The organism is Arthrobacter sp. Ms25 (assembly GCF_059090365.1).
Window position 1 is genome coordinate 282679 of the sequence record NZ_JBNHFP010000005.1, and the last position, 21613, is coordinate 304291.

Consider the following 21613-nt stretch of genomic DNA (forward strand, 5'->3'; position numbering starts at 1 on the left):
AGTGGGCGGATGCTGGTGCTAACACGCAGGTCCGGAGAGCAGATCCTGATCGGAGATGACATAGTCATCACCGTCTTGGATTCACGCGGTGACGGCGTACGCATCGGCATCGACGCTCCCCGCGGCGTCAAGATCCAGCGCCATGAAGTGCTGCGGGCCGTGGAAGAAGCCAATGTGGCTGCCAGCGCGTCGGCCGTGCCGGACGCTGAAGAGCGCATCAAGGCGCTGCTGGCAGGCAGGGCGCTTCCACCGGAAAACGACCTGCCCGCTTCCTGACCGGGCGGCCCTGCGTCTGGCCTGCCAGGCCGGCGCGTTAGCGAGCCGACCCTCCCGGTATTTACCCCCGGACAACAGAAACCCCCGCCGTTTCTTGGGGAAAACGACGGGGGTTCCCGGTTTGTTGCCCGGGGACGGCCGGGCGGATCAAGGGCCGGCGGCTAGGCGATGCCGCGCTGTGCGCACGGTGCCCAGCCCCGGGGAACCGGCTGCACGGCGTTCGCCGGCTCGGTTTCCAGTCCCGAGAATAGAACCGCGGCCAACAGGAAACCCTCAAGTTATCCGCAAGGAAGCCGGATTTTATCCGCAGCGTTTCCACAACCCGACCCGCCGGCGCTGTCGACCGTCAGCCGTGCCTGCGGGCCCTGCTCCGTGCAGCCAGGCCGGTGCCGGCCGCCAACGCCAATGCCATACCGGCCACGGCAGCTGCGGCAGGGTTCCCGGCTGAGGCACCGTCCGCAGTTGCTGCCCCCTCCACTCCCGCGGCTGCTCCGCCGCGCGGCATGGCATCAACCTGGGCCGGCAACAGGGTGCCGCAGGCCGCCGGCAGCGTGGCAGCCAGGGGAAGGGAAGGATCCTCCGGGCTGGGCTTCTGCTGCGCTGCGGCCGGCAGGCGGGCAGGATCAACTCCGTGCACTTCCACCGCTGCAGTGCCCGCCCGGAGTGCGTCCATGGTCTCCGCGTCCAAGGCAACGGTGCGCTCGTAACGGTAGGCTCCGCCGCCCGGGAACCGGTCCACGGCAGCGGCGGATCCCGGACCGGTATCGCCGGTCAGGGTGAGGGAAACGCGCGGCTGCCCGGTCAGCGGAGCACCTTCCGGGGAACTGACGACGCCGTCGCCGTCCGCGTCCGCACCGGGGCCGGCACACACCCCGGAGCCGCCGATGTGGATGTGCTGGGTGTGGGGGAACGGGGCCCCCTGCCAGATTTCCGCGGCACCGGCGATATCCAGGGAGACAGTCGCCTCGTTTCCGTGGACGTGGATCTGGGCCTGGCCGGTGGTTCCGCTGTTGTTGGCCGGAGCCAGCTCGGCCTGCCAGGAACCGTCTTCCGCGGCGGCAGGAGCTGCCGAGAGCAGCAGCCCGCCGAATAGGACAGCCGGGGCAAGGAGCAGTTTCGATGATTTCATGGGAGGGACCTCTCGCCGGTTATGTTCATTTCGCTTGTGCACCCCGGGCAGAAACAGTAGCCAGCGGGGCCGGGAGCAGGAACAGGAGCGGGAGGGATCTGGGGTGCGCGGTGCAGATTAGCCCGGTGATGCAGCGGATTGGGTTCCGGGCACCGGAATATGCCCCGTGAAGCTTGCCGCCGGGGCCGGAATGTGCGGTGAAGGTTCCCGGGCCACTATCCGGGGCAACAGAAAACCCCCGGCACGTGAGTGCCGGGGGTCTAGCTGAGCCTCCTGCCAGAATCGAACTGGCGACCTTCTCATTACGAGTGAGACGCTCTACCAACTGAGCTAAGGAGGCGGGCTTCAACTGTCCGTTACCGGCCAGAATCCACAAGGAACTACTTTATACGTACCGGCGGTGCGGGTCAAAACCGCCGCAGTACCGGCAGCCGGGCCGGCTGCCGGAACCGGCAGGGCACCGCGTCAGCAGACCTTGTCGCCTTCCGGCACGGTCCCGTCCACAAAGTAGTTGTCCACGGTGTCTTCGATGCACTGGCTGCCGCGTCCGTAGGCGGTGTGGCCTTCGCCTTCCCACGTGACCAACACCGCGGACTCCAGCTGTTCGGCAAGCGCTTCGGACCATTCGTAGGGAGTGGCGGGATCGCCCGTGGTTCCGATGACCAGCATGTCGGCCGCGCCGGAGGCTTTGATGGCATGCGGTTCATTTACCGGCGCGTAGGGCCAGGCCTCGCAGGTGATGCCGCCGTAGGCCAGGTACTTGCCGATGGTGGGCGACGCCGATTCCAGCTCGCGCGCGTCCGCGGCCATCTGTGCGTCGTCGGTCTCCATGGGGTAATCCAGGCAGTTGACGGCGTTGAACGCCACGGTGCTGTTGGTCTTGTAGGTGCCGTCTTCGGCACGGTCGGCACTGATGTCCGCCAGGCGGAGCATGAGCGTGGGGTCGCCCTCCAGCGCCGGTTCCAGCGCCTGCGAAAGCACCGGCCAGCTCCGGTCGTCATACAGGGGGAGGATGAATCCGCTGACAAAGGTGGAAACGGTGACGGGGCGTCCATCCGCGGCGGTCATCGGGCTTGCCTCGAGGGAGGCGAGCAGGTCCTGGATGGTCGCGATGCCGTCCTCGACGCTGCCCTCGAGCGGGCAGCCGCTGCCGGTCACGCAGTCCTCGACATAGGCGCGGATGGCTTTCTCAAACGCGGCCGCCTGGCCGAGGGTGATTTCCTCGTTGGTGGCCGCGGGATCGAGGGCGCCGTCGAGCACCAGCCGCCCTACCTTCTCCGGGAAGAGCTCCGCATAGGTGGCGCCGAGGTACGTGCCGTAGGAGAAGCCGAGGTAGTTCAGCTTTGCGTCGCCTGCAACGGCCCGCAGGATGTCCATGTCGCGGGCAGCGCTGGCCGTGTCGACGAAACCGAGCAGTTCACCGGTTTCCGCCGCGCAGGCATCGGCGAACTCCTTCGCGCTTATCCGTGCGGCGGCCAGGCCCTCCGGAGTGCTGGCATCGATGTATTCGGCCCGGGCCTCGTCCGTTTCCTTATCACTCAGGCACCGAACCGGGGTGGACCGTCCGACGCCGCGCGGATCGAACCCCAGGACGTTGTAGTTCTCCCGCAGGCGGTCGCTGGTGATGTTTTCCAGGGACTGCCCCACCACGTCGTAACCGGATCCGCCGGGGCCCCCGGGGTTGATCAGGAGGGTGCCGCGGGCCTCGTCATCCGCCTCCGCCTTGATGATGGACAACTCGACCGTGGACGCGCCGGGGTCCGCATAGTTCATCGGAACGGTGACAGTGGCGCACTGGAAGTCTCCTTCACACTCCGACCAGCTCACGTCCTGGCTGTAGAACTCCATCAGTTCATCCGGCACGTCTCCGATGACGTCCGCGGGAGCCGTCGTGGCAGTGTCCCCGCCGCGTGGTGTTTCGGTGCCCGGCCCGGAATCCGGGGTGCAGGCAGTGGAAGCTGCCAGCAGCACCACCGATGCGGCAGCGGCGGCCAGCCGCGGGAAGCGGCGGCGTGCGGTGGCGGTGGTCATTCTTACTCCTGGAGCGGCTTGGTGCGCGGACCGGCCGGACCGGCGGAAGGCGGGGGATAACTGGACATTACAGCAGGCTCAGCGCCATTGCTTCGATCGCCAGCAGCGGTGCGACGTTGGTGGTGACCAGGCGGCGCCGTACGGTATTGATCTCCTCCATGCGCATGAGCGTCTGTTCCGGAGAACCGTAAGCTGCGAACTCGTCCAGCTCGCGGCGGATCCCCTCATTCACCAGGGTGTCGGAACTGCCCAGCTGGATCATCAGCACGTCGCGGTAAAAGGAGAGCAGGTCCGTCAGTGCCCGGTCAAAGTAGTCATTCTTGGACCGCTTGGCGCGGCGCACCTGGTCCTCCTCCAACCGCTTCACCTGGCTGCGCAGCGAGGGCGGAAGGGTGCCGCCCTCCTGCGCGCCCAGCGAGGCCAGCAGTGCTTCCTTTTCCGCGGCGTCGCGCTGTTCGAAGGAACTGGCGGCCTCCGCTTCGGCCAGGGACACCAGGTCCGCGGCGGCCTTCATGGCTCCGGAGACATTCCGCAGCGACAGCGGCAGCCGCACGATGCTGTCACGGCGCTGCCTGGCGCCCTCGTCGGTAGCGAGGCGTTTGGCGACGCCGATATGGCTCTGCGCGGCGCGGGCCGCGTGCAGCGCTACGTCCGGTTCGATGTTGTCCCGCCGGACCAACAGTTCCGCTACGTCCTCCACCGGCGGCAGCCGCAGCCCCACCGGGCGGCACCGGGACCGGATGGTGACCAGGACGTCGCCCGGGCTGGGGGCACAGAGCAGCCAGATGGTCCGCGGCGGCGGCTCTTCGATGGCTTTGAGCAGCACGTTGGTGCTCCGCTCCTGCATCCGGTCCGCATCCTCCACGATGATCACCCGCCAGCGGCCCGTGGACGGCTTGTCCTGGGCCTTCCGAACGAGGTCGCGGGCCTCATCGATGCTGATGGTGACCTTCTCCGTGGTGACGGAGGATACGTCGGCGTGCGAGCCGGCCATCACGGTGCGGCAGGCCTTGCACTGGCCGCAGCCGCGCAGTTGCGGGTCCTGCTGCTCGCAGACCAGTGCCGCAGCGAATGCCCGGGCCGCGTTGGAGCGTCCCGAACCGGGCGGACCGGTGAACAGCCAGGCGTGGTTCGGGCGTTCCTCGGCTGCGCCGCGGCGCAGCTGGGCCACCACCGGGTCCTGCCCCTGCAGGTCGTCCCACACGCTCACGGCAGCAGCTTTTCCACGCGGTGCAGGATGGCTTGGGCAAGTTCCTCCACGGGCCGGCCGGCGTCGAGCACCAGATAGCGGCCCGGAGCTGCCTGCGCGGCCTCCAGGAACGCCAGGCGGATCTGCAGGTGGAAGGTGTCCGGTTCGGATTCGAGCCGGTCCTCGGGAGCCTGGCCGGCGGTCCGGCGGTCCCGCCCGCGCTCGGGGTCGACGTCGAGCAGGACGGTGAGGTCCGGCTCCAGGCCGCCGGTGGCCCAGCCATTGAGCTTCCGGATAGTCTCGGCACCCAGCTGCCGGCCGGCGCCCTGATAGGCGACGGAGCTGTCCACGTAGCGGTCGCAGACCACCACGGATCCGGCGGCAAGGGCCGGTTCGATGACCTGCTGGACATGCGCGGCGCGGGAGGCGGCGAAGATCAATGCCTCGGTCCGCGCATCGATGTCGCCGTTGCCGTGGTCCAGGACCAACGCGCGGAGCTGTTCGCCCACAGGGGTGCCGCCCGGTTCACGCGTGCGCAGGACCGAATGCCCGGCCTCCTGCAGTGCGGCTGCCAGCCGCTGCGCCTGGGTGGATTTCCCGGCGCCGTCTCCGCCCTCCATGGCAACGAACAGGCCGCGGGGTTCAGGGAGATTAGAATTGCTCACCCGCCTAGCCTACCTAGTCCGGCTGGGAGGCCGGAGCCGTTCCAGTGCTCCGGTCCCGGGCGGTCTACGCTGTTCCTTATGAGCCACACTTCCCCGCACGGGCACGCTGTTTCCCCCGATACCCTCGTTGTTTCCGCCGGGCGCCCGCCCCGCGAACACGATGCGCCGGTGAATCCGCCGATAGTGCTTTCCTCCACGTACTTCGGCACCGGGACGCCTGTACCGGGGGAGCGGGGGTACGGCCGGTACTCGAACCCCACCTGGGATCCCTTCGAGCAGGCCCTCGCCGAACTTGAGGGAGCGGCGCTTCCGGCACTGGTCTTCGGGTCCGGGCTGGCGTCCGTCATGGCTGCCCTTTCACTGGTTCCCGCCGGCGGTGTCGTGGTGATGCCGCGGCACAGCTACCAGGGGTCACTGCTGCTGGCCGCCGAAGAAGCCGCCAACGGACGGTTTTCCGTGCGCACCGTGGACATTGCCGAGACGGAGGAGGTCATCGCCCAGCTCGACGGCGCGTCGCTGCTCTGGGTGGAGAGCCCCACTAATCCCATGCTGGAGGTAGCGGACATCGCAGTGCTGGCGGAAGCCGCTCACGCCGCCGGTGCCTTGGTGGTTGCGGACAACACGTTCTCCACTCCGCTGGTGACCCGCCCCCTGGACCTCGGGGCCGACGTCGTCGTCCACTCGGTGACCAAGTATCTGGCCGGGCATTCCGACGTCGTCCTGGGCGCCGCCGTCACCTCCCATCCCGAACTGAGGGACCGCCTGCTCCGCTACCGCTCCCTGCACGGGGCAGTGGCCGGACCGTTCGAAGTGTGGCTGGCACTGCGGGGCCTGCGCACCCTTGCCCTGCGGATGGAGCGCTCGCAGGCCTCGGCCATGGAACTTGCCCGCCGGCTGCAGGCGCTTCCGCAGGTGGCGCACGTGCGGTATCCGGGCCTGCCCGAAGACCCCGGGCACGGTCGGGCGGCCGCGCAGATGGCCGGCTTCGGTTCCATCCTGTGCATTGAGGTTGCCGGTGGTGCTGCCGCGGCGGAGAAGGTCGCCGAAGCCGTGGAACTGTGGCTCCCGGCCACTTCGCTCGGCGGGGTGGAATCCCTCATTGAACGGCGCCGCCGCCAGCCCGGGGAACCGCACACTGTTCCGGAGGGGCTGCTGCGGCTTTCCGTGGGCATTGAAAATGTTGAAGACCTGTGGGGGGACCTGATGCAGGCACTTACACGGTAGGCTAGCGCTGTGGGCACAATGATTCTGATTCAGAACTACCTGTACCTGGCGCTCGGTCTCGTGGCGCTCGGCATTGAGTTGTGGGCGCTTTTTGACTGCGCACGCCGCAAGCCTGCCGACTTTGAGCGTGCCTACAAGAAGACCAAGGGATTCTGGCTCGGCCTCACCGGCGGAGCCGCCGCGGTCGGCGTGCTCTCCGTCCTGGTGCCGGGGCTGGGCCTGATCCTGTTCCAGCTGGCCGCCGTCATTGCCGCCTGCGTGTACCTGGCCGATGTTAAGCCGGCCATCGGCAGCTCCCGCGGACGCGGGAACAGCAACCAGGGTCCGTACGGCCCCTGGTAACCGCGAGACACACCACATACTTCTAAAAGTCCGCCCCGGACGGCCGCCTGCGCCCGTCCGGGGCGGATGTGTTTAAGCCCCGCCTGGCGAGCGGCGCCGGTGCGGCTATGAGGGACGGACGGCGTCCCAGGCCACGGTGATTTCGCCCAGCCGCCAGCGGGACGGCCCGGTCAGCAGCGGCACCCCTCCGGCCTTCAACGCCTCGCACATCGCCAGCCAGCGGTGCCGGTTCCCGTAGGAAGCCATCGGTGCGGCTTCTTCCCATGCCCGGTCCATGGCCTGCAGGAAGGTGTGGATCCGCTCGCCGGGGACGTTGCGGTGGATGAGCGCCTTGGGCAGGCGTTCTGCTACGTCGGACGGCCGTTCGAAGGCCCCGAACCGCAGGGAAATGCTCAGTGACACCGGGCCGGAGGAGTCCAGCTCCACCCAAGTGGCACGCCGGCCTATTTCGTCGCAGGTGCCGTCCACGAAGATACCTCCCGGGGCCAGGCGCGAGCAGACCATGTCCCAGTGCTGTGCATAGTCCTCCTCCGCGTACTGGCGCAGGACGTTGAAGGCACGGACCATGACCGGCCGGCGGCCGTCCACGGGAAGCTCAAAGCCTCCCTGGCGGAAGCTCAGCCCGGCACGTTCCAGGGGTTTGGCCGCCCGGACGCGGGCGGGGTCGATCTCGATTCCCATCACCTCGACATCTGCGCGCACCCGGCCGAGACGGCCGTGGAGTTCGACGGCGGTGGTGGGGGCGGCTCCGTAGCCCAGATCCACGATCAGGGGATCGGCAGCCTGCCGCAGGCGCCACCGCGCCGGTCCTGCCAGCCAGCGGTCCACCCGTCGGAGCCTGTTGGGGTTTGTTGTTCCCCTGGTCACGGTTCCTACGGGTTTCAGCTGTTTTTGCACCACCCAATGCTACCGGGCGCCGGCGGGCGGCCCGGACACAGGGCAGGCCGGAAAGGGGCCGGCGACCCTGCGACTCAGGCTGCCGCCCTCCCTGCCGCTTACGCTCTCCGATACCATGCATATATGACCTACAAACTGATCCTTCTGCGCCACGGGCAGAGTGAATGGAATGAAAAGAACCTCTTCACGGGCTGGGTGGACGTAGATCTGACTGACCTCGGACGTGAGGAAGCCCTCCGCGGCGGAGAGCTGTTGGTCGAGAACAACGTTCTCCCGGACATCCTCTACACCTCCCGGCTCAAGCGGGCGATCAATACCGCCAACCTGGCACTGGGCGCCGCCGACCGCCTCTGGATCGACGTTAAGCGCAGCTGGCGCCTGAACGAGCGCCACTACGGTGCGCTGCAGGGCAAGGACAAGGCCCAGACCCTGGCCGAATACGGGGAAGAGCAGTTCATGCTCTGGCGCCGTTCCTACGACACCCCGCCGCCGCCCCTCGCTGACGACAGCGACTTTTCCCAGGCCCACGACCCCCGCTACGCGGACCTGGACTCGAATGAACTGCCGCGCACCGAGTGCCTTAAGGACGTCCTGGAACGTTTCCTGCCCTATTGGGAATCGGACATCTCCAAGGACATCCGCACCGGCAAGACCGTGATGATCGCTGCACACGGCAACTCCCTGCGTGCACTGGTCAAGCACCTGGACGGCATCAGCGACGCCGATATCGCTGCGGTGAACATCCCCACCGGCATCCCGCTGGTGTATGAACTGGATGAAGACCTCAAGCCGGTCAAGGCCGGCGGCACCTATCTTGATCCGGAGGCAGCCGCCGCCTCCATCAAGGCCGTCGCCAGCCAGGGCAAGAAGTAATACCTGCACCAAAGACGCCAAAAACGCCAAAGGGCGGCCCCGTTCGGGGCCGCCCTTTGGCGTCTTGGCTGCCGGGGTAACCCGTTACACGCCGGACTCGGACAGGGGATGCCATTCTCCGGTCACGAGGTAGTTGACCTTGCGGGTGACGGAGACGCCGTGGTCCGCAAAGCGTTCGAAGTAGCGGCTGGCCAGGGTCAGGTCCACCGTGCTGACGGCAGGGATGTTCCAGTCCGGGGAGGCAATGGACTTGAAGACGCCGGCGTGCAGCTCGTTGATGCGGCTGTTGGCATCGTAGATTTCCTTGCTCATCTCCAGGTTCCGGGTCTCCAGCAGCTCGGATAGCTGTTCGGAGATGCGGATGTCCAGCTGCGCCATTTCGCGGAAGGTGTCCACCATGCTGTCCGGCACCACGTTGGCCGGATACCGCAGCCGGGCCAGCTGGGCAATGTGCCGGGCCAGGTCACCCATGCGTTCCAGGGAGGCGCTCATCCGCAGCGATCCCACAATCATCCGCAGGTCGCTGGCCACGGGCCCCTGCAGCGCCAGGACGTCGATGGCGCGCTCATCGAGGTCATTCTGCAGGAAGTCGATCCGCGCGTCGGCGGCGATCACGTCCTGGGCGAGTTCGATATCGGCGCCTTCGAACGCGAGCGTCGCTTTGCGCATCGCCTCCGTTACCAGCTGGGATATCTGGGTCAGTTCTTCACCGATCTGGTGAAGCTCGGCCTGGAAAACCTTGCGCACTGAAGGGTCCTCTCAAAAAGCGGGTCGATCGTAGGCGGTCTGCGGGGCGGCGCGGACGGCGGGATGCCTCCTGCACCGAAGGCCGCTCCTGCAGGATGCCAGCCGGGAGTGAACCACGTGGTCCCCCCAGATGAACGTTAGTTTAACGAATGGGCCAAAGCCACCGGCTTTCGCTCCCGGTACCGTTCTCCGGCCTAAGCTAAGAGAGTGAATCCTGTACTGCTGGCCCTGCTGGCCGGCGTTCTCGGCCTGGCTGTGGGTGTCTTCGGCGTCCTCGCGTACACGGCCAGCCAGCGGCAGCGTCGGGAGCTGGCGGAGATCTCCGAACCGACGGTCCCCGAAGGGGCCGCGGAAGTGCTCGGCGTCATTGGACGTGCCTACATTGTTGCCGACGCCATTGACGGGGTGGTCCGGGCGAGCCCCGGCGCCTATGCGTTCGGACTGGTGCGCGGGCACACGATCGTGAACGACGCCCTGTTGGAGATCTGCGCGCGGGTCCGGCGCGACGGCGTCATCGAGGAGGCCAGGCTGGAGCTCCCCCGGGGGCCGCTTGGTGAAGGTTCCCTCATCCTGCAGGTCCGGGTTGCCACCGTGGGGGAGGAGTACGTGCTGGTCCTGGCCGATGACCGGACGGAGATCACCCGCACCGAGGAAGTCCGCAACGACTTCGTCGCCAACGTCTCCCATGAACTGAAGACACCGGTGGGGGCCATCTCGCTGCTCTCCGAAGCCCTGGACGACGCCGCGGGCGACGAGGAAGCCGTCCGCCGGTTCGCCGGCCGCATGCACCGCGAATCCACCCGCCTGACCGCCCTGGTGCAGGACATCATCGAACTGTCCCGACTGCAGAGCACGGACATCGTGGACCGTGCCAAACCCGTGGATGTAAACCGGGTGCTCGAGGAAGCGGTGGAAGCCAACCGGCTCAATGCCGAGAACAAGAACATCGAGGTGGTGCTGGGCGGCAGCGCCGATGCCGCCGTATACGCCGACGCACCCATGCTGACCACTGCGTTCAGGAACCTGATCGACAACGCCATCCGTTATTCACCCGAGGGCAGCAGGGTGGGGATCGGGCTACAGTCCCGCAACGGCATGGCCCAGGTGGCCGTCACCGACCAGGGGCCGGGGATCGCCCCCGAGGAGCAGGAACGCGTCTTTGAACGGTTCTACCGGATCGACTCCGCCCGCTCCCGGCACACGGGCGGAACCGGCCTGGGACTGAGCATCGTCAAACACGTCGTCGCCAACCACGGCGGGGAAGTGGACCTGTGGTCCCGCCCGGGGCAGGGATCCACCTTTACCGTGCGGCTGCCGGAAATGGACCCGGCGGACATCCGCGAATCGAACCAGGGAGTTACCGCTTGACGAGAATTCTGATTGTCGAAGACGAGGAGTCCTTCAGCGACCCGCTCTCCTACCTGCTGGCGCGGGAAGGATTCGACGTCGACGTCGTGGACAACGGCACGGAAGCCGTGGCGGTCTTCGACCAGGCGGGCGCCGACCTGATCCTCCTGGACCTGATGCTGCCCGGACTTTCCGGCACGGAAGTATGCCGCAGGATCCGCCAGCGTTCGGATGTCCCAGTCATCATGCTGACGGCCCGCGATGCCGAAATCGACAAGGTGGTGGGGCTGGAAATCGGCGCGGACGACTACGTCACCAAGCCGTATTCCTCCCGCGAGCTGCTGGCGCGGGTGCGGGCCGTGCTGCGGCGCCGGGGTGAGGCAACGGAGTTTGCCGGGGCGGCGCTGGAAGCCGGACCGGTCCGGATGGATGTTGACCGGCATGTGGTGCAGGTCCGCGGCGCCAGCGTACCTTTCCCCCTGAAGGAATTCGAGCTGCTGGAACTGCTGCTGCGCAACTCCGGTCGGGTCCTGACGCGCGGCCAGCTGATCGAGCGGGTCTGGGGAGCGGACTATGTGGGGGACACCAAGACCCTCGATGTCCACGTCAAACGGCTGCGGGCCAAGATCGAAGCGGATCCGTCGGCGCCGCAGCATCTGGTGACCGTCCGCGGATTGGGCTACAAGTTCGAGGCGTAGCCCGGGATGGAAACGCAAAAGGGGCCGGCGCAACGCGCCGGCCCCTTTTGCAATCAGTCAGAACGAGGGGTCTTAGTGGCCCTCGGCCTCGCTGGAGGCTTCCTCGGTCGCGCGCGGCGTGTACTCCGAGCCCGTGGGCAGGTACGGCCGGTAGTCCGGCTGGTCGCCGTTGACCACCGGAATGTTCAGTTCGGTGGTTTCACCGTTGAGGTCCAGGTCTGCATCCAGGCCGGTGCCGGCTTCCACCTCCACAGCGGGGACGTAGACCCTGTCCTCGGTCTCGTCTTCGAAGACAACCTTGTCGCCTGCCGGCAGCTCGAAGGGCAGGGTCGCCCCGCCAACGGCGAGGGTGAAGGACTGTGCCTGGTCGCCGTCGTTGACCACGGTGCCGATCAGCCGGCCGGGCTCGCCCGAACCGTTGCTGACCACCAGGATGTTGCGCAGCTGCAGGTCGCCGACGTTCTCCAGGATTCCGTCGGAGGGGGAGTACTCGATGGTGGTTGCCTGCTCGTTCACAGCACTGCAGCCTGCCGAGCCCAGCATGGCCAGCGCGATGACACCGGCCGCAGCGGTGCGCCGGACCCGGTTCTTGGGTGTGAATCTCACAGCACAAACTCCTGAAGTATTGCGGTCTACCGACCTAAGGCTATCTTTGGTGCCTAGCCTATCCGTAAAACGGCAAAAAACTGGATTTTACGGCTGGTGCGGGCGCCTCTACCGGGGGCGTGCCGAGGGGCGGCGGCTACCCGCGAAGGGCCGAATACTACCTACATCGGAGGCCATGCAGTACCTGACCTGCGAAAACTCTACTCGGCGTGTCGCATCTCTGATAAACTGAGCGCCGGGAAAGGGGAAAGACCACATGGTTTTTGAGGTTGGCGAAACAGTTGTTTATCCTCACCACGGTGCCGCGAAGATCGAAGAGATCAAGATGCGAACCATCAAGGGCGAAGAGAAAATGTATCTCAAGCTTAAGGTGGCCCAGGGTGATCTGACCATAGAAGTACCGGCTGAGAACGTCGACCTCGTTGGGGTGCGCGATGTAGTGGGCAAGGAAGGGCTGGAGCACGTCTTTGACGTCCTGCGGGCCGAGCTCACTGAAGAGCCCACTAACTGGTCGCGCCGCTACAAGGCGAACCTGGAAAAGCTCGCGTCCGGTGACGTGGTCAAGGTAGCGGAGGTCGTCCGCGATCTCTGGCGCCGCGACCACGACCGCGGGCTGTCCGCCGGCGAGAAGCGAATGCTCGCCAAGGCACGCCAGATCCTCATTTCGGAACTGGCGCTTGCTGAAAAGACGGATGAAGACCAGGCCGCAGCCGTGCTCGACGAGGTCCTCGCGAGCTAGGCAGCTAAGCCAATTCCTGCGATTGCCGGCCCTTCGGGGCCGGCAATCGCTGTTTAAGCACCGGCCCGGTGGCATTAGGGTGGAATGGTGTCCCCTTCCCCTTCCCGCCCGCCGCGGATCGGCGTCGTCGTAGTAGCCGGAGGCTCCGGCCAGCGGCTCGGCTACGGCATGCCCAAGGCCCAGGTTCCGGTTGCCGGCGAACCAATGCTTGTCCACGCCCTGCGCGCCGTCCGGGCGGCGGATATCGCCGTCGCCGTCGCTGTGGCCGTGCCGGCGGGGGACACCGTCATGCGCGGCATCTGCGCCGCGTTTCCGGGGGAGATCCGGGCGGTCGACGGCGGAGCCACCCGCTCCGGGTCGGTCCGGGCCGCGCTGGCCGTGCTGCCGGCGGACCTCGACGCCGTGCTGGTCCACGATGCCGCGCGTGCGCTGACTCCGCCGGAGGTGTTCCACCGGGTGGCCGACGCGCTGGCCGCAGGCGCCCCGGCCGTCATCCCCGCCGTGCCCGTAGTGGATACGGTGAAGGACACGGCTCCGGCACCGTTCCCCGAGGCCGCCGCCGCGAGGCTGGTCACCGGAACCCCCGACCGCTCCCGGCTGCGCGCGGTGCAGACCCCGCAGGGATTCAATGCCGCGCTGCTGCGCCGGGCCCACGAGGCGGCCCTTTCCTTCGACGCCGACGCGGCGGCCGCAGTCACCGACGACGCCATGCTGGTGGAATCCCTCGGAACCGAGGTCTACGTGGTCGACGGCTCGCAGCTGTCCCTGAAAATCACGACCCCGCTGGACCTGGTGCTCGCGGAAGCGATCCTGGCCGGCGGACATCACCGCGAGGAGAACTGACATGGCCCTGCCCCGTACCGGAATAGGCGTGGACGTCCACGCTTTCACGCCCGACAACGCGCCGCGCGGGCTCTGGGTTGCCGGACTGCTCTGGGAGGGCGAACGCGGCCTGGCCGGCCACTCCGACGGCGACCCGGTGGCCCACGCAGCCGCTGACGCGCTCTTCTCCGCGGCCGGCCTGGGGGATCTCGGTACCCATTTCGGCACCGACCGGCCGGAATACGCCGGCGCCGCCGGGACGGTGCTGCTGCGGGAGGCGGCCCGGATTGTCCGCGCTGCAGGATTCGAGATCGGCAACATTGCCGTCCAGCTGATCGGCAACCGGCCCAAGTTCAGTCCCCGCCGGGCCGAGGCCGAAGCCGTCCTGAGCGATGCCGCCGGTGCGCCGGTGAGCGTTTCGGCCACCACCACCGACCATCTGGGCTTCACCGGACGCGGGGAAGGGATCGCCGCGGTGGCCACGGCCATCGTCGCCGCCGCCTAGGCCGCCGCCGACTGAGGGCCCGGCGTTTCGGCTAGCCTAGAGCAGTGAGCTTGAGATTCTATGACACGGCGACAGCACAGGTCCGGGACTTCGTTCCCCTGGTCGAAGGGGCGGTCAGCCTCTACTACTGCGGCGCCACCGTACAGGGGCTTCCGCACGTCGGGCACGTCCGCTCGGCCATCGCCTTCGACCAGCTCACCCGCTGGCTGCGCTACCGCGGCCTCAAGGTCACCGTGGTCCGCAATGTGACGGATATTGACGACAAGATCCTGGCCAAGGCCGCCGATTCCGTGGGTGCCGAGACGGCGCCCGGCGTTGTCCCCGACGAGCCGTGGTGGGCCTTGGCCTACCGCTTCGAGCAGGAATTCGCCCGGGCCTACGACACGCTCGGCGTCCAGCGGCCCACCTACGAACCCCGCGCCACGGGGCATATCCCGGAAATGCATGCGCTGATCTCCACCCTGATTGAGCGCGGCCACGCCTACCCCGCCCTTGATGATTCAGGCGACGTGTACTTCGATGTGCGCTCCTGGCAGAAGTACGGTTCGCTGACCCGACAGAACATCGACGACATGCAGGCAGCGCCCGACGCCGGTCCGCGCGGCAAGCGGGACCCGCGGGACTTCGCGCTGTGGAAGGGGCACAAGGAAGGCGAGCCGGACACGGCTTCGTGGGACAGCCCCTGGGGCCGGGGCCGGCCCGGCTGGCACCTGGAGTGCTCCGCCATGGTCACCAAGTACCTCGGCACCGAATTCGACATCCACGGCGGCGGGCTGGACCTGCGCTTCCCGCATCACGAAAACGAGATGGCCCAGTCCCAGGCCGCAGGCCACGGCTTCGCGAACTTCTGGATGCACAACGGCATGGTCACGTTCGAGGGCGAGAAGATGTCCAAGTCCATCGGCAACACCATCAGCCCGTCCGAAATGCTTCAGCAGGCCAGCCCGCGGGTGGTCCGGTATTACCTGGGCCAGGCCCACTACCGGTCCGTGCTGGACTACCGGCCCACTTCCCTGCAGGAAGCCGCGTCCGCCGTCGAGCGTATCGACGGGTTCATCACCAAGGCCGCTGCGAAGGCCGAACCCGCGCCCTCCGCGGTTCCGGCTGCCTTCGCCGCTGCCATGGATGATGACCTGAACGTGCCGCAGGCGCTGGCCGTACTGCACGAAACCGTCCGCGCCGGAAACACCGCCCTTGCCGCCGGCGACGGCGAAACGGTCCAGCGTGCCCTCGGCGAGGTGCTGGCCATGACCTCCGTGCTGGGCCTGGACGACACCGCCGACGCCGCGGCGCAGGCCGGCCCGGCCGACGCCGCCCTGGAATCCCTGGTCCGGGACCGCCTGGCCGAGCGGAACGCCGCGCGGACAGCGAAGGACTGGGCACGGGCCGACGCGATCCGCGACGCGCTGGCGGCCGCGGGCATCACCGTGGAGGACGGCGCCGACGGCGCAACGTGGAGTGTTGCCTGAGGTCGGCGGTGCTGTCCGCAGACCGGTCCCGGGACTGCGTAAACTGGAAGGGAATGCTTTCTTCTAGTAAAGGTGTAACCGATGGCCAACAATGGACGTCCCGGCGCAATGCGCAAAGCCAAGAAGGGCCCCAGCGGCGGTACCGGCGGGCTCGGCCGCAAGGCCCTCGAGGGTAAGGGCCCCACACCCAAGGCTGAAGACCGCCCCTATCACAAGGCGTTCAAGAACAAGCAGCTTGCCGAGCGCTCCGCCGCCAAGCGCGGCGACACCCGCGCTGCCGGCGGACGCAGCGGCACGAACGTCCGCGGCAAGGTGGCCGAAGAGGTTGTCACCGGCCGCAACTCCGTCGTCGAGGCGCTGCGCGCCGGTATCCCGGCCAAGGCGCTTCACGTTGCCGTGCGCATCGACATGGATGACCGCGTCCGTGAATCCTTGAAGATCGCTGCCGAGCGCGGCCTGCCGGTGATGGAAACGCACAAGCCGGAACTGGACCGCATGACCAACGAGGCCGTTCACCAGGGCCTGGTCCTGCAGATCCCGCCGTACGAGTACGCCGATCCCACCGATCTGGCCTCCGAGACGCTTGAAGCCTGGAAGAAGGGCCACGTCCGCAACGCGCCGCTCTTCGTCGCCCTGGACGGCATCACCGACCCGCGCAACCTCGGCGCCATCATCCGGTCCGCTTCGGCCTTCAGCGCCCACGGCGTCATCGTCCCGGAACGTCGCGCGGTGGGCGTCACCGCCTCGGCCTGGAAGACCAGCGCCGGTGCGGCTGTCCGCGTTCCCGTGGCCCGTGCAGGCAACCTGAACAACACACTGAAGACGTTCAAGAAGATGGGGATCTTTGTTCTCGGCCTGGACGGCGACGGCGATGTCTCGCTTCCCTCCATAGTGCTGGCCAAGGAACCGATCTGCATCGTGGTGGGATCCGAGGGCAAGGGGCTGTCGCGCCTGGTCCGCGAGAACTGCGACCAGATCGTCTCCATCCCCATCGACTCAGCCATGGAGTCGCTTAACGCTTCCATGGCCGTCGGCATTACCCTGTACGAAATCTCCCGGCAGCGCTCCTCCTAACCGGGGAGGGCACCGGCGGCACAAGGGCAGCACCGGCAGCAAGGGGCAGGCATGGCACACGTGATTACCGGCACCACTGCGGGCAGCGCCGCCCCGAAGCGGGACTCGCGGCCCTTACCCCTGGGCGTCCGGCAGACCGTTCCCGGTGTGCCGGAGGCCCCGGACACCGTCAACGTGTCGGTCTATGCCCCCGGCCTGCCCGCCGTCGACGTGTACTACGAAACGGCGCCCGGTCTCTGGTCCGCGGCCCAGTTGTCGGACACCGTCCTGGGCATCCACCACGGCCGGGTGCACGGATTGCGGCCCGGGCGCCGTTACGGCTTCTGGCCGCGGGACCGGGAGCTTCCGGCCGAACCGGGAAGCTTCCAGCTGCTGCTGGACCCTTACAGCCGCGGCATTGAAGCGGATCGGGCGCGGGGGACCTATTACTCGGTGTACACCGAAGGAAACTTCGACTGGGGCACCGTCCAGCGCCCGCATACCCCGTGGCGGGACACCGTCATCTATGAGGCGCACGTACGGGGCCAGACCATGCTGCACCCGGATATCCCCGAAGAGCTCCGGGGCACGTACGCCGGTATGGGTCATCCGGCCATGGTCCGGTACCTGCAGGACCTGGGCATCACCGCCGTGGAGCTGTTGCCGGTCCATTTCCATGCCGACGAGCTGCACCTGCAGGAACTGGGGCTGACAAACTACTGGGGGTACAACACCCTCGGCTTCTTCGCCCCGCACGACGCCTACGCCACCCGGGCCGCCCGCGAAGCCGGAGCACAGGCCGTGCAGGACGAGCTCAAGGCCATGGTGAAGTCGCTCCACGAAGCAGGCATCGAAGTGCTGCTGGACGTCGTGTACAACCACACGGCCGAGGGCGGAGCCGGCCAGCCCGCCCTGAGCTGGCGCGGGCTCGGGGACGGAACCTACTACCGGCACGGACCGGACGGAAGCTATCTGGACACCACGGGCTGCGGCAACACCCTGGACTTCAGCGAACCCCGGGTCATCCAGCTGGCCTTGGACTCCCTGCGCTACTGGGTGCAGGAATACCAGGTGGACGGTTTCCGCTTCGACCTGGCTCCCACCCTCTGCCGCGGTGCCGACGGCCGGTTCGATCCGCGGCACCCCTTCCTGGTGGCCGTAGCCGCGGATTCCGTCCTGCAGGACGTCAAACTCATCTCCGAGCCGTGGGACGTAGGACCCGACGGCTGGCAGACCGGACGCTTTCCGCAGGGCTGGGCCGACTGGAACGACCATTTCCGCGATATTGTCCGGGAGTTCTGGCTCCGCGGCCAGGCGGACGGCGCAGCCGGCGGGGAGGACGGGTCCCTTGCCCGGCTTGCCGGTGCCCTGGCAGGTTCCGCCGACCTGTTCGCCGGCTCGGGCCGTACCCCGCTCGCGTCCATTAACTTCATTACCGCCCACGACGGCTTTACCCTCGCGGACCTGACGGCCTTCGAGCGCAAGCACAACGAGGCCAACGGTGAGGAAAACCGCGACGGGTCGGGGGGAAACCGCAGCTATAACCATGGTGCCGAGGGGCCCACGGACGATGAACGGATCAACGCTGCCCGGGCACAGACCGCCCGGAACCTGATGGCCACGCTCGCTATGTCGCTCGGTGTGCCGATGCTGACGGCCGGCGATGAAATCGGGCGGAGCCAGCGCGGCAATAACAACGCGTACTGCCAGGACAACGAGCTTTCCTGGCTGCACTGGAATCTCGACGACGACGCCCGCCGCATGCTCGCCACTACGCGGGAGCTGCTGCGGCTGCGCCGGGAGTACCTCGCCAACCAGCCCTACCGTTTCCCGGCCGACCGGCGGCAGTCCTTCCTGCTGTGGTTCGATCCCGGGGGCAAGCCGATGACTCCGGAACTGTGGAGCGATCCCGCCAACCGGGCGGTGCAGGTCCTCACCGGCTCCGGCAACGGCTCGCTGAACGGCCTGCTCGTTCTGAACGGCAGCCGGTCCGACGTCGAGATCCGCCTTCCGGACTCCGCAGCCGTCCGCAGCGCGGCGTCGGATACCGGCCACGACTTGGGGGACACTTCCGTTCCCGGCGAATCCTACGAGCTCGTCTTTTCGACGGCACCGCAGCAGGACCGGGGGCGGTTGCTCTCGCCGGGCGACGCGGACATGGTCCCGGCCAACTCGATCAGCCTTTACCGCGCCTGATCCGGCTGTGCACCGTTTGACGAAGCACAGCCGGCATGACCCGCGAAGGCCTCAGGCGTTGACGACGAGCCCCAGTTCAGCCTTCGACGCCAGCCCCGAGTGGTTCGGCAGCACCCGGACGGTGTAGCCGAACGGGCCGGCCTGCTCGATGCGGAGGGTTCCCCGGAACAGGTGGCGCCCGGACCCCAGGTCCTCGGCCGGGACGAGTTCCTGGATGCGGGGCTCGCTGATGCGGTCGTTTTCGGTCACGATGCCGTAGGCAGCCTCGACACTGACATCCTCCGGGCGCAGGGAGCCGAGGGAAACGTAGGCCTGTACCGTGAGGCTGTCGCCGATCTGCGGGTTTTCACTGATCCCGACGGAATCCACGTTCTCCACCTGGACCGTGGACCAACCGTCCCGGACCTTGGTGATCCAAAGGGCGAGTTCCTTCGCGGCGGTGTATCCGTCAGCGGCCATGTACCGCCCCGAGGAACTGGCAGGCCGGTACAGCAGGTTTACGTAGTCCTTGAGCATCCGCGAAGCGGACACATTCGGGCCCAGATCCGCCAGGGTGTGCTTGACCATCTCCAGCCACTCGTGCGGCAGCGATCCGGCAGCCGGTTCGGAGGGGCCGGCCGCTCCGGCAGCCGCAGGCGGCTCCGTTCCGTAGAACATCGGCCCGACGGCATTTTCGAGCAGGTCGTACAGCGCCGCTGCCTCGATGTCGTCGCGCTGGTCCGCGGCATAGACCTCTCGTGTCCGGGTGCCCTTGCTGGGATTGGCCGAGGGGATGGCCCAGCCGTTATTGCCGTCGAACATCTCGTCCCACCACCCGTCCAGGATGGAGAGGTTCAATCCGCCGTTGATGGCCGACTTCATGCCTGAGGTTCCCGAGGCCTCCAACGGCCGCAGTGGATTGTTCAGCCACACATCGCAGCCGGGGAACAGGGTCCGCGCCATGGCGATGTCGTAATTCGGCAGGAACACTATCCGATGGCGTACCGCCGGGTCATCGGTAAAGCGGACCAGGTCCTGGATCATCTTCTTTCCCTGCTCATCGGCGGGGTGGGATTTTCCGGCCACCACCACCTGGATGGGGCGGGTGGGATGCAGCAGCAGTGCCTTGAGCCGGTCCGGGTCCCGCAGCATCAGGGTCAGCCGCTTATAGGTGGGCACCCGTCGGGCGAAGCCTATGGTCAGCACCTCCGGATCCAGCACGTTATCCGTCCAGGCCAGTTCCGCATCCGACGCGCCGCGCCGGCGCCAGGCGTGCTTCACGCGCCGCCGGACGTCCTGGACCAGGTTGCTGCGCAGCTTCCGCCGCAGGTCCCACAGGTCCTGGTCAGCGATCTCGTAGGCCCTGCCCCAGTCGCGGTCATGCACGGTGGCGACGCCGAATTTCTCGCTGGCCAGCGCCGTGACCTCGGGGTCGATCCAGGTGGGGACGTGCACGCCGTTGGTCACGGAGGTGATGGGCACTTCGGACACGTCAAAGCCGGGCCACAGCCCGGAGAACATTTCCCGCGAGACCTCACCGTGCAGCTTCGCCACGCCGTTGGCACGCTGCGCCAGGCGCAGGCCCATCACCGCCATATTGAATTTGCTCGGGTCTCCGCCTTCGTAGTTCTCCGCCCCCAGAGCCAGGATCCTGTCGGTGGGGACGGACTGGGCCAGGCCCGCGGTGAAGAAGTGGCGGATCTGCGGTTGCTCGAACCGGTCGATGCCGGCCGGGACCGGGGTGTGCGTGGTGAAGACCGTTGAGGCGCGGGAGACGGTCAGCGCCTCCTCCCAGGTCATGCCCTCATCCATCAGCTCGCGGATGCGTTCGATCCCGAGGAACCCGGCGTGGCCTTCGTTGCTGTGGAAGACCTCCGGTGCGGGAGCGCCGGCCAGCCGCTGGTGCACACGGAGGGCCTTGACCCCGCCCATGCCCAGCAGCAGCTCCTGCTGCAGCCGATGGTCCCCGCCGCCCCCGTAAAGCCGGTCGGTGATGCCGCGGGCGGCGTCGTCGTTCCCGATGACGTCGGAGTCCAGCAGCAGCAGGGGGACGCGTCCGACGTCGGCACGCCAGATCTGCGCCGACAGGTGGCGGTTGTCCGGCAGCGGCAGGGTGATCTTCGCCGGAGTGCCGTCCTCTTCGCGGAGCAGGGTCAGCGGCAGGCCGTTCGGGTCCAGCACGGGGTAGGTCTCCAGCTGCCACCCGTCGCGGGAGAGGGCCTGCTTGAAGTAGCCGGCCTTGTACAGCAGTCCCACGGCCACGAGCGGCACGCCAAGATCGGAAGCCGCCTTCAAGTGGTCGCCGGCCAGGATCCCCAATCCGCCGGAGTACTGGGGGAGCACGGCGCTGATGCCGTACTCGGGGGAGAAGTACGCGATAGAGGCGGGCGCATCATCGCCCAGCCCCTGGTACCAGCGGGGCTCGTTGAGGTATCTGTCCAGGTCGGCACCGAGATCGGAAATCACGGAGACCAGGTGTTCGTCCTGCGCAATGCGCTCGAGCTTGTCCCGGCTCACGGTGCCCAGGAGCTTCACCGGATCACCGCCGCTGGCGTGCCAGGCCTCCGGGTCCAGGCTCTCGAACAGCCTGAGGGTCGGCTGGTGCCAGGACCAGCGCAGGTTTGACGCCAGCCGGCCCAACGGGGCGATGCTGGGCGGGAGGACAGTGCGGACGGTAAATCTGCGGATTGCCTTCACCCCGGTTACGCTAGCGCACTTCGAAGGCCGGGAAACCTAAATGACGACAATTGGCGGAGTAAATTGCGGGCATCTTGAAAACCCGGCGAAACCATGGCCGGCAGGCGGCAGTTTTTGGAAAAGTACGTT

Annotated in this window: 20 protein-coding genes and 1 tRNA gene; 12 read left to right on the plus strand and 9 right to left on the minus strand. The window is 67.4% G+C overall.

The genetic code is table 11. The annotated features are described in order from the left end of the window. Window positions 1-9: 9 nt before the first annotated feature. Window positions 10-276 (plus strand): carbon storage regulator CsrA, encoded by a 267-nt coding sequence (gene csrA, locus AC5RT8_RS15905; RefSeq protein WP_494096689.1) that lies wholly within the window; start codon window positions 10-12, stop codon window positions 274-276. Window positions 277-622: 346 nt separating this feature from the next. On the opposite strand, the gene AC5RT8_RS15910 is transcribed toward csrA, so the two are convergent. The 5 genes from AC5RT8_RS15910 to tmk form a co-directional block, all read right to left on the minus strand. Then, entirely contained in the window at window positions 623-1405 is a 783-nt protein-coding gene (locus tag AC5RT8_RS15910; RefSeq protein WP_494096690.1) for a hypothetical protein, read from the minus strand. A 267-nt stretch (window positions 1406-1672) separates the two neighbouring features. Beyond that, window positions 1673-1745, minus strand: a tRNA-Thr gene (locus AC5RT8_RS15915). A 125-nt stretch (window positions 1746-1870) separates the two neighbouring features. Continuing rightward, the gene (locus AC5RT8_RS15920) at window positions 1871-3436 is read right to left on the minus strand and encodes an alpha/beta hydrolase (RefSeq protein ID WP_494096691.1); all 1566 of its coding nucleotides are present in this window, start codon (window positions 3434-3436) and stop codon (window positions 1871-1873) included. A 67-nt stretch (window positions 3437-3503) separates the two neighbouring features. Continuing rightward, window positions 3504-4646 (minus strand): DNA polymerase III subunit delta', encoded by a 1143-nt coding sequence (locus AC5RT8_RS15925; RefSeq protein WP_494096692.1) that lies wholly within the window; start codon window positions 4644-4646, stop codon window positions 3504-3506. Further along, window positions 4643-5245, minus strand: coding sequence for a dTMP kinase (gene tmk / locus AC5RT8_RS15930; protein ID WP_494096712.1), 603 nt, complete (start codon window positions 5243-5245; stop codon window positions 4643-4645). Before tmk ends, AC5RT8_RS15925 begins: the two co-directional genes overlap by 4 nt. 123 nt (window positions 5246-5368) lie before the next feature. Between tmk and AC5RT8_RS15935 the strand changes: the two genes are divergently transcribed. Beyond that, window positions 5369-6514 (plus strand): trans-sulfuration enzyme family protein, encoded by a 1146-nt coding sequence (locus tag AC5RT8_RS15935; RefSeq protein ID WP_494096693.1) that lies wholly within the window; start codon window positions 5369-5371, stop codon window positions 6512-6514. A gap of 18 nt (window positions 6515-6532) precedes the next feature. Further along, window positions 6533-6856, plus strand: a complete 324-nt coding sequence (locus AC5RT8_RS15940) for a DUF2516 family protein (protein ID WP_494096713.1) — start codon at window positions 6533-6535, stop codon at window positions 6854-6856. Between the two features lie 105 nt (window positions 6857-6961). On the opposite strand, the gene AC5RT8_RS15945 is transcribed toward AC5RT8_RS15940, so the two are convergent. Continuing rightward, entirely contained in the window at window positions 6962-7723 is a 762-nt protein-coding gene (locus AC5RT8_RS15945) for a class I SAM-dependent methyltransferase (RefSeq protein WP_494096694.1), read from the minus strand. A gap of 153 nt (window positions 7724-7876) precedes the next feature. On the opposite strand from AC5RT8_RS15945, the gene AC5RT8_RS15950 reads away from it, so the two are divergent. Then, window positions 7877-8626, plus strand: a complete 750-nt coding sequence (locus AC5RT8_RS15950; RefSeq protein WP_494096695.1) for a phosphoglyceromutase — start codon at window positions 7877-7879, stop codon at window positions 8624-8626. Window positions 8627-8710: 84 nt separating this feature from the next. Here the strand turns inward: AC5RT8_RS15950 and phoU are convergent, their stop codons facing one another. Further along, window positions 8711-9373 carry a phosphate signaling complex protein PhoU gene (gene phoU, locus AC5RT8_RS15955; protein ID WP_494096696.1) on the minus strand — a complete coding sequence of 221 codons (663 nt, stop codon included), beginning with the start codon at window positions 9371-9373 and terminating at the stop codon, window positions 8711-8713. Window positions 9374-9580: 207 nt separating this feature from the next. On the opposite strand from phoU, the gene AC5RT8_RS15960 reads away from it, so the two are divergent. After that, window positions 9581-10741 carry a sensor histidine kinase gene (locus tag AC5RT8_RS15960; RefSeq protein WP_494096697.1) on the plus strand — a complete coding sequence of 387 codons (1161 nt, stop codon included), beginning with the start codon at window positions 9581-9583 and terminating at the stop codon, window positions 10739-10741. Further along, on the plus strand, window positions 10738-11418 hold the full coding sequence (locus AC5RT8_RS15965) for a response regulator (protein ID WP_494096698.1): 681 nt from the start codon (window positions 10738-10740) through the stop codon (window positions 11416-11418). The genes AC5RT8_RS15960 and AC5RT8_RS15965 overlap by 4 nt, the downstream gene beginning before the upstream one ends. Window positions 11419-11490: 72 nt before the next feature. Here the strand turns inward: AC5RT8_RS15965 and AC5RT8_RS15970 are convergent, their stop codons facing one another. Further along, window positions 11491-12024, minus strand: coding sequence for a hypothetical protein (locus tag AC5RT8_RS15970; protein ID WP_494096699.1), 534 nt, complete (start codon window positions 12022-12024; stop codon window positions 11491-11493). Between the two features lie 256 nt (window positions 12025-12280). Between AC5RT8_RS15970 and AC5RT8_RS15975 the strand changes: the two genes are divergently transcribed. The 6 genes from AC5RT8_RS15975 (at window position 12281) to glgX (ending at window position 18808) form a co-directional block, all read left to right on the plus strand. After that, window positions 12281-12763, plus strand: coding sequence for a CarD family transcriptional regulator (locus AC5RT8_RS15975; protein ID WP_066300159.1), 483 nt, complete (start codon window positions 12281-12283; stop codon window positions 12761-12763). 84 nt (window positions 12764-12847) lie between these two features. Beyond that, a complete protein-coding gene (gene ispD, locus AC5RT8_RS15980; RefSeq protein WP_494096700.1) occupies window positions 12848-13606 on the plus strand; it encodes a 2-C-methyl-D-erythritol 4-phosphate cytidylyltransferase in 759 nt (252 codons plus the stop codon). Window position 13607: 1 nt separating this feature from the next. Then, window positions 13608-14090 carry a 2-C-methyl-D-erythritol 2,4-cyclodiphosphate synthase gene (ispF, locus tag AC5RT8_RS15985; RefSeq protein WP_494096701.1) on the plus strand — a complete coding sequence of 161 codons (483 nt, stop codon included), beginning with the start codon at window positions 13608-13610 and terminating at the stop codon, window positions 14088-14090. A 44-nt stretch (window positions 14091-14134) separates the two neighbouring features. Beyond that, window positions 14135-15559 carry a cysteine--tRNA ligase gene (gene cysS, locus AC5RT8_RS15990; protein ID WP_494096702.1) on the plus strand — a complete coding sequence of 475 codons (1425 nt, stop codon included), beginning with the start codon at window positions 14135-14137 and terminating at the stop codon, window positions 15557-15559. Between the two features lie 81 nt (window positions 15560-15640). After that, complete coding sequence (rlmB, locus tag AC5RT8_RS15995) at window positions 15641-16633, plus strand: 23S rRNA (guanosine(2251)-2'-O)-methyltransferase RlmB (protein ID WP_494096703.1); 993 nt, start codon at window positions 15641-15643, stop codon at window positions 16631-16633. A gap of 51 nt (window positions 16634-16684) precedes the next feature. Beyond that, complete coding sequence (gene glgX / locus AC5RT8_RS16000) at window positions 16685-18808, plus strand: glycogen debranching protein GlgX (RefSeq protein WP_494096704.1); 2124 nt, start codon at window positions 16685-16687, stop codon at window positions 18806-18808. A gap of 51 nt (window positions 18809-18859) precedes the next feature. Here glgX and glgP read toward each other — a convergent pair whose 3' ends face one another. After that, window positions 18860-21484: an alpha-glucan family phosphorylase gene (gene glgP, locus AC5RT8_RS16005; RefSeq protein ID WP_494096705.1), complete on the minus strand. Its 2625-nt coding sequence runs from the start codon at window positions 21482-21484 to the stop codon at window positions 18860-18862. Between the last annotated feature and the right edge of the window lie 129 nt (window positions 21485-21613).